Origin of the sequence: Agrobacterium sp. SOY23 (genome assembly GCF_027212525.1) — a bacterium.
Taxonomy (GTDB): Bacteria; Pseudomonadota; Alphaproteobacteria; order Rhizobiales; family Rhizobiaceae; genus Agrobacterium; species Agrobacterium tumefaciens_I.
This window is the reverse complement of sequence record NZ_JAPWDT010000003.1, coordinates 428,648-442,129: the sequence shown is the minus strand read 5'-3', so window position 1 is coordinate 442,129 and position 13,482 is coordinate 428,648. Positions and strand designations below refer to the sequence as shown.

The window sequence follows — 13,482 nt, the reverse complement described above, 5'->3', positions numbered from 1 at the left end:
TCCCTCAATTGTCTTTTCTTCAGGCCATATTTAAAGGACACGGAACCTCAGGCGACTTCCTGCGTATGAACGCCCGTCGCCAGCGCCACGATGTCGTTTTCGGTCATGCGCTCGCCCGTCACCTCTCCGACGATCCTGCCCGAACGCATCACCAGAATACGGTCGCAAATGCCGATCAGTTCCGGCATTTCCGAGGAGACGACGATGATCGACCGGCCCTCCTCCGCAAGCCTCGCGATGAAGCGGTAGATCTGCTCCTTGGTGCCGATATCGATGCCACGCGTCGGTTCATCGATGATGACGATGGACGGATCGAGCAGCATCATCTTGGCCAGCAGCAGCTTCTGCTGGTTTCCGCCCGAAAGCTGGCCAGCAAGCAGATCCTTGCGACCGGTGCGGATGTCGAAATCATGGATCGCATCGTCGAGCGCCGCCGTCTCCCGGCGGGTGTCGATCTGGAGCAGCCGACTGAATTTTTTAAGCGAGGCAAGCGTCAGATTGACCCGCAAGTCCTTGGAGAGCAGCAGGCCCTTGCCCTTGCGGTCTTCGCTCAGATAAACGATGCCAGCCTTCAGGCTGTCTTCCGCCTTTGCGAAGTGCACCTGATGACCCAGATGACGGATCGTTCCGCGCCCGGCCCGCAGGCCGAGTATCCCTTCCATAAGCTCGGTTCTGCCCGCCCCGACCAGGCCGGCGAAACCGAGAATTTCGCCCTTGCGCAGGCTGAAACCGGCATCCTGGGCATAACCGGGAACGGTGAAATGCTCCACCTGGAGAACCGGTTCGCGCTCGCCGCCGGCGTGCCGGTCCGGATAGAGCTTGGCGACATCGCGCCCCACCATCAGCCGGGCCATATCCGCCGGCTCCAGCGCCGATGCCGGATGGGATGCGACCAGTCTGCCATCGCGCAAAACCGTCACCCGGTCGGCAATCTCCTTCACTTCCGGCAGACGGTGAGAAATATAAAGGACGGCGACGCCCTTTGCCCTGATGTCGCGGATGACGTTCAAAAGCGCGTCGGTTTCGATGGGCGTGAGGCTCGCGGTCGGCTCGTCGAAAATCACGACGCGATGCGGCACCAGCAGAACGCGAGCGATCTGCACCAATTGCCGCTGGGCAATCGACAGGTTGCCGACGATGGCGTCGGGATCGATCATGCCGCCAAGTTCGCTGACCGCCTTGCGCGCGCCGTCGCGCATGGCGCGGTCATCCACCATCGGGCCTTTGCGCAATTCGCGGCCGAGATAGATGTTCTGCGCTACCGTCAGATCAGGCGCCAGCAATATTTCCTGATGCACGAGAACGATGCCACGATGTTCCGCATCCACCGGGCCGCTCAACGCAGCCGCCGTGCCGTCAATCAGGATTTCGCCGCCAGATGGTTTTTCATTGCCCGCAAGCAGCTTCATCAGCGTCGACTTGCCGGCGCCGTTCTCGCCGATGATCGCGTGGACCTCGCCGGCCCGCACCGCAATCTCGATATCCTTCAGAACCTGTACCGGACCGAAAGACTTCGACAGCCCGACCGTCCGGATCAGGGCCGGGTCTGGAGTTTCTTCAGCAAAAGCCATCTGTCGTCACCGGTATCCGGCACGAACGAACGGCGCTTGCCCCTTGATTTTACCTGAAATGACCATCCGCGAACTCCTCCCAAAGCTCGAGAAAGAAGCTAGCGTCCGTTTTGAGGTACGTAAAGCAATTTTCGCTGGTCTTTTAGAATACACTCAAATTTGACCGGCGCGGCAGGATGATGCAGCGCTCCGGTCACGGTGCTGGAGGATGCTGGAACCCCTTCATGAGGCGATGCATGGCCTCGGCCCCTTCCTTGACCAGATCGAAACGTTGACCGAACAGCAACCAGTCGTAGACTATGCCTTTCAGCATCCAGTAAAGCGCACCGAGCGCCGACTCGGCCGTCCAATTATCGTTAAAGACACCCTCTGACTGTACACGCTGAAAAGCGGCCTCCAGCACATCCTTGTGGTGACGGTCCAGCTCTTCCTGCGCATGCAGGACCGGGGCGAACTCGTCGGAATAATTGGTGCGTAGGCTGATCGTCATGATGCGCTGGCGTTGTTCGTCTTCTGCCAGGAGCGCAAGCCACTTGCACGTCGCCTCCTCGATCTTGGCCAGCAGTGCCGTTCCCTTGAGGTCGGGATCGCCAAAATCCAGCAGATCCGATTCCGGCAACGCCACGGATTCGTAAAGGCCGATAAAAAGGTCGGTCTTGCTGGAAAAATGCCAGTATATCGCGCCACGCGTGACGCCGGCCGCGGCCGCCACCTCATCAAGAGAGCTGTTGGCCACACCCTTTTTGAAGAACACCCGCTCGGCGGCGGCAAGGATCGCCTGACGCGTCTCTTCTGCCTCGGCCTTGGTTCGGCGCATGCTGATGTCTCCTTCCAATCACGGCACGGTGCTTTCGCACCGTGCCTCTTTGCGGTGCCGGGCTGTCAATCAGATGAATGCTCTCATCGGATATCAACCCGGCCTTCCCATTCGTTTTATTCGGCTGGCGACACGGCGTCAGCAGCAATCTCGCTGCCCTTCTTCCGATCCCCGAAAATCTTCATGACAAAAACGAAGAAGACGGGAACGAAGAAGATCGCGAGGATCGTCGCCGAGATCATGCCGCCGAGAACGCCGGTGCCGATGGCGTTCTGGCTCGCCGCGCTGGCGCCCGATGCAATTGCCATCGGCAACACGCCGAGCGAGAAGGCGAGCGAGGTCATCAGGATCGGCCGGAAGCGCAAATGCGCCGCCTCCACCGTCGCATCATAGGTGGATTTTCCCTCCGCCCGCAAATCCTTGGCGAATTCGATGATCAGGATCGCATTCTTGGCAGAAAGACCGATGATGGCGACGAGACCCACCAGGAAGTAGACGTCGTTCGGCATGCCGCGCAACATCACCGCCGCCACCGAGCCAATGACGCCGAGCGGCACCACCAGCATGACCGAGAGCGGGATGGACCAGCTTTCATAAAGTGCTGCGAGCAGCAGGAAGACGAAGAGTACGCTGAGGCCGATAAGCGCCGGCGCCTGCGAGCCGGACTGGATTTCCTGCAACGACTGGCCGGTCCATTCGAAACCGAAACCGCTCGGCAATTCGCGCGCCAGACGTTCCATCTCGGCAATCGCATCGCCGGACGAATAGCCCGGTGCGGACTGGCCGCCGATACGGATCGCCGGATAGCCGTTATAACCGACCACCTGCGAGGGGCCGCGCACCCATTCCACGGTAGCGAATGAGCTGACCGGCACCATGCCGCCATTGGCGTTGCGGACGTTGAGGTTCAAAAGATCCTCGGTCTTCATGCGCTGGCCCTGTTCCGCCTGCACGGTCACGCGCTGCATGCGGCCGGCATTGGGGAAGTCGTTGACGTAGGACGATCCCATATTGGCCGAGATGGTGGCGTTGATGTCGCTGAAGGTCACACCGAAGGTATTGGCCTTTTCACGGTCGATGATGAGATTGACCTGCGGCGAATCCGGCATGCCTTCGACACGCAGGCCGGCGAGAACAGGGCTTTGCTGCGCGGCCGCCATCAGTTGTGCCCCGGCGGCGCTCAGGGCCGCCTGCCCCGCACCCGCGCGGTCCTGCAGGCGGAAGGTGAAGCCGCTGGAATTGCCGAGACCCTGAATGGGCGGCGGCGACAGCGTGAAGGACATGGAACCCGGCAGGCCCCATAGCTTGCCGTTGATGCGCTGAGCAATGGCTTCGGCGGAATCCTCCGGCCCGCGCTCGCTCCAGTCCTTCAGCGTCGCGAAGGCAAGACCGGCATTCTGACCGGAACCGGAGAAGGAAAAGCCCGAGACCGCAATCACGCGATCGACCGCCGGCTCCGCGAGAAAGATCTTTTCGATCTGCTGGATGGATTGCAGCGTGCGTTCGCTGCTGGCTTCCGCCGGCGCCTGGATGTCGACGATCAGGTAACCCTGGTCCTCGTTGGGCAGGAAGGAGCTCGGCAATTGCATATAGGCCCAGCCGAGACCGGCAAGCAGCGCCGCATAGATGATCATGAAACGGCCGGAACGCTTGATGATGCTGCCGACCGAAGACGAGTATTTATGCGATGCCTTGTCGAAGCCGCGGTTGAACCAGCCGAAGAAGCCCTTCTTCTCATGGTGGCCGGCCTTGATGGGCTTCAGGAACGTCGCGCAGAGCGCCGGCGTGAGCGACAGCGCGAGGAAGCCCGAGAACAGGATGGAAACCACCATGGTCAGGCTGAACTGCTGGTAGATGATGCCGACGGCGCCGGGGAAGAAGGCCATGGGCACGAACACCGCCGTCAGAACCAGCGTGATGCCGATGATGGCGCCGGAAATCTGGCCCATCGCCTTGCGGGTCGCCTCCTTCGGCGACAGATGCTCTTCCGCCATGATGCGCTCGACATTTTCCACCACGACGATCGCGTCATCGACGAGAATGCCGATGGCGAGAACCATGGCGAACATGGTGAGAACGTTTATCGAGAACCCCGAGACATACATGATGGCGCAGGTGCCAAGCAGCGCCACGGGCACCACCAGTGTCGGGATGATGGTGTAGCGAATGTTCTGGAGGAAGACGAACATTACCACGAAGACGAGGATGATCGCCTCCACCAGCGTGTTGATCACCTTCTGGATCGAGATTTTCACGAAGGGGCTGGTGTCGTAGGGAATTTCATATTCCAGACCTGCCGGGAAATACCGCGACAGCTCCTCCATGGTGGCGCGCACGCCCTCGGAGGTCTGCAGCGCATTGCCGGTGGGCGACAGCTGCACGCCGATGGCCGCACTGGGTTTGCCGTTCAGGCGGCTGGAAAAGGCGTAGCTTTCGCCGCCCACTTCCACCCGCGCCACATCCCGCAGCCGCACGGACGAACCATCCGGATTGGCGCGCAGCACGATGGAGCCGAATTCCTCCGGCGTCGTCAGCTGGCCCTGCACGTTGACGGTGGCCGAAATCTGCTGGCCGATCGGGTTTGGCGACGCGCCGATACGGCCCGCCGCAACCTGCGAGTTCTGCGCCTGAATGGCGCCGATCACGTCGGACGAGGTGAGGCTGAGGCCGAGCATCTTGTCCGGGTCCATCCAGATGCGCATGGAGCGCTGCGTGGCGAACAGCTGCGCGCTGCCGACGCCCGGCACACGGCGCAATTCACCGACCACGTTACGGCTGAGATAATCACCGAGGCCGATGGCGTCCGTATTGCCGTCGACGGAGGTAAGCGCCACCATCATCAGGAACGATGTGCCGGCCTGTTCAACGCGCAGGCCCTGCTGGGTGACCGCCTGCGGCAGGCGCGGCTGAACGCGGGCGATGCGGTTCTGCACCTCCACCTGCGCTTCACCAATATTGGTGCCTGGCGCGAAGGTGACGTTGATGGAAATGCTGCCAGAGGATTCGGAAGTCGATTCAAAATAGAGAAGACCTGGAACCCCGTTAAGCTCCTCCTCGATGGGACGCGTAACGCTCTGATAAATGTCTTCGGGCGCAGCACCCGGATAGTTGGTGCCGATCGAAATCTGCGGCGGGGCCACATTCGGATATTGCGCAATCGGCAGCATGGGAATGGCGAGCAGGCCCGCCAGCATGATGAAGATGGCAACGACCCAGGCAAAAATGGGCCGATCGATGAAAAAACGTGCCATTGAAATCGGTCCTTATTGCTTTGCGGCGGCCGGGGCAGCACCCTCGCTGCCGGCGGCGGCGACATCGGGCTCCGCCGACCACGGCTCAGGCTTCACCTTGGCGCCCGGCGCGGTCTTCTGAAAACCTTCGGCGACGACACGGTCGCCATCCTTAAGGCCTTCGGAAATCACCCAGCGGTCACCGATGGAGCGGCCGACGCTGACGCGCCGCTGCTCGACCGTGTCTTCGGCATTAACGACGAGAACGCTTGCCTGCCCGCCGGCATCGCGCTGCACCGCCTGCTGCGGCACGGCAAAGGCCGCCTTCTCAATGCCCTGCTGGATCTGAACGCGGACATACATGCCCGGCAGCAGATCGCCATTGGGGTTGGGGAATTCACCGCGCAGCGTCACCTGGCCGGTGGTTTCATCCACCGCCGCTTCGGAGAACAGCAGGCGACCGGGAACCGGATAACGGCTGCCGTCATCAAACAAAAGGTTGACTTCGGCCTCGTTCTTGCCGGTCATCAGTTGGCCGTCCTGCAGCGCCTTGCGCAGGCGGATGAGATCGGCGGCCGGCTGGGTGAAGTCGGCATAGATCGGATCAAGCTGCTGGATCGTCGCCAGGCTTTCCGAACCGGTGGCGCTGACCAGCGCGCCTTCGGTGATGCGCGCCCGGCCGATGACACCGCTGATCGGCGCCTTCACATCGGCATATTGCAGGTTGAGCTTGGCTTCCGCGACACCGGCTTCGGCAACGGCCACCTCGGCATCGGCCTGCGCCAGCTGGGCAACGGCATTGTCGAATTCCTGCTGCGAACCAACATTGGACCGGCGCAGCTGCTGTTGACGGTCGGCCGTCTGCCGCGCCTGCAGTTGCGCCGCCTGCGCCCGGCGCAGCGTGCCTTCGGCGCTATCGACGCGCACCTGGAACGGCGCGGGATCGATCCGGTAGAGCACGTCGCCCTCCTTCACCAGCGAGCCCTGCTCGAACACCCGCTCAACGATGATGCCGGAAACGCGTGGGCGTACTTCGGCAAGCCGCGTCGGCGCGATGCGTCCCGGCAATTCGTTGGTAATTGGCAGCTCTTCCGGCTTCACGGCCACGACCTTGACCGCGCCGGGCGGCGGTGCGCCGGGCGCGGACGCCTGCTCGTCGCTACATCCGACCAGAACGATGCCCGTCAACAACACCGCTACGATCTGCCCAAATCTCTTCGCCATACTGCGCTCCGAATCCACAAAATAGGTCACATTTACATACATACTAAGACGTATGTAAAAACTTGGCAATGGAATTGTTGCAGCGCAAAAGCGCACTCACGCGCTTGTGAAGGGGTGTGCGACGGGGTGGAAACGACGTTGTGACCGGGAAAAGAAATCAGGAAGCGAACGCCGCAGCCAGGCGTTCTTCGCCGCCCCTTCGCTCGCAAAGGCGCTTAACGACCATTTCAATGATGCTCGTCGCGATCTATTCGAAAGGGGATGAAATAGATAATTGCCGGCCGAAACCGATATTGCTGCCGTTGCCGACATGCTGGCGACCTGCAGCACAGCTTGCGCAACGCGCGCGCATCAGACGGGCGGAGCTCGAGCTTATCGCACGCAACAGCATTGCACTGGTTCTCAAGGCGGCGGGTGCCAGCCCAACATCCTGGCTGCCTTCACCTGCCGGTTCAGGACAGGCGTTTCATCGAAGTGGCTTCCGGTTGCGGGTCGCTCTTCGTCGTATCGCTATTGTCGGCTGACCTGTTGCGGAGAGCCGCATAATAGGCGTTCTTCTGCTCGTACATGTTCATGTCGGCCCGGCGCACCAGCGATTCCATCGTCTCGCCGGCCTCGCTGGTCGCCACGCCCAGCGACAGGCTGAGCGGCGCGCTGGAATAGAACTGGTTGTTGATCTTCAGCAGTTCATAAACCGTATCGACCATGGCGGCGGCCACCTGCCTGTCGGCGCCGGGAAGAAGGATGGCGAATTCATCGCCGCCGATGCGCGCGGCATGGTTCGGCGCGGTCACCACGCCGTTCAGCACCTCGCCCACCCGCCGCAGCAACGCGTCGCCGGCATCGTGGCCGAGCCTGTCATTGGCGTCCTTCAGGCCATTGAGATCGATGACGATGGCCGAAACCGGGCGAAGCGCGCTACGCTCCAGCCGGTTCAGCTCGTCCGAATAGAAGGCGCGGTTATGCAGCTTGGTCAGCACATCGTGCTTGCCGAGATATTCGAGATAGGCCTCGGCCTTCTTGCGCGCGGTAATATCGGTCAGCGCCACCTGCACCAGCGACCAATCCCGCTCATGGCCGGGGAAGACGGAAAAATGCAGGAGAAGGTGCCGTTCCGAACCGTCGAGCGCATAATTCACCACCTCGCGGTGGTGGGTGAGATTGCCGTTCCAAAGCTCGATCAGCTGTTCCCGGAACGGCTTTTCCATCTCACCACGGAAGATATCACCAAGTCGCTGCAAGAGCACCTGCCGATCCGGCGCGCAGAACAGGTCGAGCGTCGCCCGGTTGACGTCGATCACGCGGATTTCGCTCATGCATTGCCGCACGAATTCCGGATGCACATCCATGAACACCCGAAAATCGACGATGCCGCGATCCCTCACCTCCTCGATCAGCCGCCGCACCCGGCTGAAGTCTTCCACCCAGAGGGAGACCGGCGAATGTTTGAACATGCCCTCGGCATAACGGCGGTTGAGAAGCTCCTTGCGGCGGGCCTCTTCGCGCTCCGTCACATCCTCGGTGGTCAAAAGCAGCCGGCCGAGCGTGTCTTCATAGCCGGGTATGACCGCACCGCGCAGCTGGATATCGAGCCGCCTGCCGCCGAGCGAATAATTCACCGCGTTGCTTGTGAATTCCGTCCTGCCCGCCCAGAGTTCGGAAAGCTCGTTCACATGGCTTTCCAGCATGTCGTCGCGGAAAATCCGGTGCAGATTGTCGACAAGATGCGCCTGGTCGCGCGCTTCGAACAGTTCCAGAGTCTTGGCATTGACCTGGATGACGCGGATTTTCTGCGAACAGGCCGCCACCCGCGACAGATCCTCCAGAAGAAAGGCCCTGATATCCTCGACACCCTCAGCCCGCCAGATATCGAACTGGTTTTTCACATCGCTGAAATCCTCGATCCACATCGCCACGGGTGCAAGATTGAAGACATTGGTGTCGATCGTCTCATTCATACGGGCATTCTTTTCGGGGTAGCTGCAGGCGGATGCCGGAATGGTACGGAACGGCGACAGCCGTCCGCATAACCGGATTTATTAGGGATATTCGATTTAACGCAAGCATTTATCGCGCAAACCCCCGGATTGCGCGATAATTCACGGGTTTGAAGCGTGGAGGCCTCTTACCAGAGCTTCACGTGCCGGTTCACATCCTTGTAGAGCAGGTAACGGAACCGGCCGGGCCCGCCCGCATAACAGGCCTGCGGGCAATAGGCGCGCAGCCACATGAAATCGCCCGCCTGCACTTCCACCCAGTCTTCGTTGAGCCGGTAGACGGCCTTGCCTTCCAGCACATAAAGACCGTGTTCCATCACATGGGTTTCCATGAAGGGAATGGTCGCGCCGGGCTCGAAGGTAACTATGTTGAGATGCATGTCGTAACGCACGTCTTCCGGATCGATGAACCGGGTCGTCGCCCATTTGCCATCCGTATCCGGCATGGGTGACAGGGTGTTCTCGTCCTCATGCGTGAAGATTGCCGGCGGCGGCTCCAGACCATCGACTGCCTGAAACACCTTGCGAACCCAATGGAACTTGACGGGCGCCTTGCCGGAATTCCTGACCTGCCAGCGCGCGCCGGCCGGCAGGAAGGCAAAGGACCCTTCCCGCAGGGCATGCTGCGCGCCTTCGAATATCACCGTCATCTCGCCTTCCACGACGAAGATCGCCGCTTGCGCCCTTTCGTCCGGCTCCGGCCGCTCACTGCCGCCGCCCGGCTGCACTTCAACGATATATTGCGCGAAGGTCTCGGAAAAACCGGTCATCGGCCGGGCGATGATCCAGGCCCGCGTGCCGGTCCAGTGCGGCAGCACGCTCGTCACGATATCGGACATGACGGTCTTGGGGATGACCGCATAGGCGGTCTTGAACACCGCCTTGCTCGACAGCAGTTCCGTCTGTCCCGGCAGACCGCCCATATCCGAATAATATCTCTTCATCTCAGCCATTCCATTCTGCAACGCATTCGGCGCGGATTCTTAAGGCTGAGGCGGGGTTTAATCAAATGGTTATTGGGGAGAGGCAGACGCGTTCTGATGGGAAGTCGCGACGACAACGACATCGGGCGCGACATCCCAGCGTATTTCTTCTTCCCGCCGGAGAAAAGGTGGCCCGAAGGGTCGGATGAGGGGGACTACGGCAGAGGTATGCGGGGAGCGAGCCCCCTCATCCCGCTGCCGCGACCCTCTCCCCGGCGGGGAGAAGGCGAAAGAGGCACCCACTCGCTCCCTGTGAACGAATATCAGGCGAAACTTTCTGTCTCAGCCCTTTTTCCGCATCGTCGCGTAGACGATATTGTGGTTCTCGCCGAAAAACACTTCCGCCTCGATGCTGGAAGGATCGGCGCTGGCATTGACGATCCGCCACATGTCCGCCTTGGAGCGCAGGAGCAGCGCCCAGTTCATGAAGGTTTCCATGTAGCCGTCGACGACGATATCTTCGGAGAAATTGGCGAAGAGGAACATGCCGCCGGGTTTCAGCATCTCCATGCAGCGCCGCGTCAGCTTGATCGCCACGCGGTCGTTCAGATAATCATAGAGGCCCGCCGCATAGATGAGATCGAAGGTGCCGAGCTCCTGTGTGCGCAGGACGATATCGCGCACGGACCCATCGATCGCCTCGACGCCGCTGCCGGCGAAATCCCGGGCAACGGAACCGACGCTGAGCGGATCCTGATCGAGCGCCACCCAGCGCTTGATCCTGCCCTCTTTCAGCGCCACGGACGCATCCGCCTCGCGCAAATGGCCGGAGGCGATGGTGAGGATTTCCGTCTCCTCGCCATGCCGGACCGCAGCCTCGTCAACGAAGCGCGTCAGCAGATCCCGCCGCTCGCGCACCGCGACCGACGAACTAGCATCCTTCGTATAATCGTAAAGGGCCGCACCAAGCGGCGTGGCCCTGTTCACCAGCTCGGCGACGCTGTTGTGGCCGTAGATGAAGTCGAGCAGTTGCGCGTCGCCGGAATAACCGCGTGGCTTTTCGAAGGACCAGCGCGTGAACGGATCCTCCAGAAAATAGTGCGACACGGAGTGATTCTGCACCAGGGGGATCAGTTCAGCCCACACGCTGGAGTGGAGCTTTTCGCGCAGAGCATGCAGCGCGCCCGCCGTTCTGTGTATTACATCATGTGCTGAAACACCATTGTCGAACTGCTGCTGTGCCAATTCGAGAATGAGCGCGATTTCTGCTTTCGCAACCGCGAACTGCTCATCGAATGTTTCCGTTCTGCGTGCAAAAATCTCTTTTGCGACAGTATCCGGGGTGATCAAACTTGCGCCGTCCAGAATTCTCTTCTTTACCCGCCTCACTTCAGCCTCCAGTATTAACATATTGTTAACTATACGTTTCTGGGAGGCGGATGGCCACTCGCTTTCGATTTTTCAGCGGTGTAGGGATACATTAGTGAATTAGCGTATTTTTTTGGTCACACTCGTGGGCAGAGGAAAAGCGGCTACGCGATTTAGTGAAACTTAATGTTGCGAACGTATGATGCGTTCTTCCTCTCTGTGCTTTCCGCTCGCAATGGAAGAGGTCGACAGGAACCCGCGCCGGGTGCGAGAGCACACGGAAAAGTGGAATAAGCAGTTACTTGATTAAGTATACGCAACACTATGGGAAAGTGCATGAAGCACACATTGGGAGAGGTGAGTGGACAGCAAGACTATCGGCAGCCGGATTCCCGGTTTTCTGATGAACTTCTTGCCCTTTACCAGCAGGAAGGTGAGCGCAGCCGCCGTGGTTCAATCCGGCGGGGCCTGTGGACCGCTGTTGTCATCTATCTGCTGTTTGCCGCGACCGACATCATTCTGATACCCGACGTCGCTTTTTATACCATTCTCGCACGCTTCTCGGTCGTCCTGTCATCGCTGCTGACACTGGAAATCCAGCTGCGCAGGGGCGCCAGCACCGCAGCGCTCGATCTTACCTGCGCGACCGCTCTCGTCATGGGATATATCGGCTGGCTTTTGCCTTCGCTGCTGACCGACAATATCGAAAACATGTCCTATTACATGGTTTTCGGGGCGATCTTCATGATGGGCGCCAACCTGTTCTTCACGTTCCGCTTCCATCTGTCGCTGGTGTCTTCGGGCATCATTCTCGTCACCTATTTTCTGGCGGCGACGCAGTTTCCCGAGGATGCCTTCTATAAGTTCGCTTTCGGCACCTTCTACATATCCTGTTTCGTCTTCACGTCTTACGTGAACTGGAACCTGAACCGCGAACGCTACCACGTCTTCGTCAACGGGCTGGAGGCCAAGGCCCAGCAGAAGGCGGCGGATGAGCGGGGCCAGGCGCTGCTGCGGCTTTCCAACACCGATTCCCTGACCGGCCTGCAGAACCGCCGCGCGATTGACCATCATCTGCGCCTCCTGTGGGACAACTGGAGCAGGAAGGAAGAGGGTTTCGCCGTCTTTCTGATCGACGTCGATTTCTTCAAGAAATACAACGACCGCTACGGCCATCAGGAAGGCGACAAATGCCTGGTCACGGTGGGCAACGCCCTGCAGGATGCGATCACCGACCACGGTGCCTCCATCGGCCGTTATGGCGGTGAGGAATTCATCGTGCTGGCGCCGTTCAAGTCCAAGCAGCAGGTGGGCGAGCTTGCCGAAACGATCCGCCGCACCGTCGAAGACCTGTCGCTCGCCCATGACCAGCGCCGGGACGGCACCTTCATCGTCACCGTCAGCATCGGCGCCTCCTTCACCCGCCCCAATCCGGACGGCAAGCTGGAGAAGATCATCAACGAAGCCGACCGGGCGCTCTATATCGCCAAGGGCAACGGCCGCAATTGCATGAAGCTGTTCGACCCCGACGACCCGCAGACCAGCGACGAGACGGAGAACATTGCCGCGCTGCTGAAGATCGCCATTGCGGAAAACCTCGTTTCCCTCGTCTATCAGCCGATCCTCAACATCTCGACCAACGAGACGGCGGGTGTTGAAGCGCTGATGCGGCTTCGCCTGCTGGACGGCAGCCCTGTTTCACCCGGCATCTTCATTCCGATTGCCGAGCGCACCGGCACAATCATGGAACTGGGCCTGTGGACCATCAAGACCGTCTGCAAGCAGCTGCTGGCCGATGACCGGGTGGCTGTCGTCAGCGTCAACGTCTCGCCCATGCAGCTGAAAAACCCCGGTTTCTCCACCTCGGTGGCCGCCATCCTCGTGGAGGCAGGCATTGCCGGCAACCGGCTCGCCTTCGAAATCACCGAAGGCGTCGACATGGAAATGCATTCCGACGTGCTGCGTTGCCTGAACGACCTGAAGACGCTCGGCATCAATATCTGGCTGGATGATTTCGGAACCGGTTTCGCCGGCCTTTCCTGGCTGCGCATGACGGATTTCGATACCGTCAAGATCGACCGCTCCTTCCTGCAGGACAGCAACACGCCGCGCGGCCGGGCAATGCTGCAGGACATGATCCGCCTCATCCGCAATCGCGGCCACAAGATCCTCATCGAAGGCGTGGAGACGGAGGAGCAATTGAGGCTCGTGCGCCAGATGGAGATCGATTACGCACAGGGCTATTATATCGGCCGTCCCGTCGTCGCCGAAAGGCTGGGCGCGGCGGCAACGCCCTATCCGCGCCCCAACATGCTGCTGCGCCCCGCCTGATCTTGCGATGGCGGCCAGCCG

General features: G+C 60.4%; 8 protein-coding genes. 1 reads left to right on the top strand and 7 read right to left on the bottom strand.

Features of this window, described 5'->3' with window-relative positions; all coding sequences use genetic code 11:
• Positions 1-47 precede the first annotated feature (47 nt).
• From O3S81_RS10835 to O3S81_RS10805, 7 genes are all read right to left on the bottom strand, one after another.
• Positions 48-1,571: a sugar ABC transporter ATP-binding protein gene (locus tag O3S81_RS10835; RefSeq protein ID WP_269343039.1), complete on the bottom strand. Its 1,524-nt coding sequence runs from the start codon at positions 1,569-1,571 to the stop codon at positions 48-50.
• A 193-nt stretch (positions 1,572-1,764) separates the two neighbouring features.
• The gene (locus O3S81_RS10830; RefSeq protein ID WP_269343038.1) at positions 1,765-2,388 is read right to left on the bottom strand and encodes a TetR family transcriptional regulator; all 624 of its coding nucleotides are present in this window, start codon (positions 2,386-2,388) and stop codon (positions 1,765-1,767) included.
• 116 nt (positions 2,389-2,504) lie between these two features.
• Positions 2,505-5,639 carry an efflux RND transporter permease subunit gene (locus O3S81_RS10825; protein ID WP_269343037.1) on the bottom strand — a complete coding sequence of 1,045 codons (3,135 nt, stop codon included), beginning with the start codon at positions 5,637-5,639 and terminating at the stop codon, positions 2,505-2,507.
• Positions 5,640-5,651: 12 nt separating this feature from the next.
• Positions 5,652-6,842 carry an efflux RND transporter periplasmic adaptor subunit gene (locus O3S81_RS10820; protein ID WP_442864904.1) on the bottom strand — a complete coding sequence of 397 codons (1,191 nt, stop codon included), beginning with the start codon at positions 6,840-6,842 and terminating at the stop codon, positions 5,652-5,654.
• Between the two features lie 452 nt (positions 6,843-7,294).
• Complete coding sequence (locus O3S81_RS10815; protein WP_269343032.1) at positions 7,295-8,800, bottom strand: sensor domain-containing diguanylate cyclase; 1,506 nt, start codon at positions 8,798-8,800, stop codon at positions 7,295-7,297.
• A 167-nt stretch (positions 8,801-8,967) separates the two neighbouring features.
• Complete coding sequence (locus O3S81_RS10810) at positions 8,968-9,792, bottom strand: bifunctional allantoicase/(S)-ureidoglycine aminohydrolase (protein ID WP_269343031.1); 825 nt, start codon at positions 9,790-9,792, stop codon at positions 8,968-8,970.
• 312 nt (positions 9,793-10,104) lie between these two features.
• Entirely contained in the window at positions 10,105-11,172 is a 1,068-nt protein-coding gene (locus O3S81_RS10805) for a class I SAM-dependent methyltransferase (RefSeq protein ID WP_442864903.1), read from the bottom strand.
• A gap of 294 nt (positions 11,173-11,466) precedes the next feature.
• Here O3S81_RS10805 and O3S81_RS10800 point away from each other — a divergent pair, with 294 nt between their 5' ends.
• Entirely contained in the window at positions 11,467-13,461 is a 1,995-nt protein-coding gene (locus tag O3S81_RS10800; RefSeq protein ID WP_269343029.1) for a putative bifunctional diguanylate cyclase/phosphodiesterase, read from the top strand.
• The last annotated feature ends 21 nt before the right edge of the window (positions 13,462-13,482 follow it).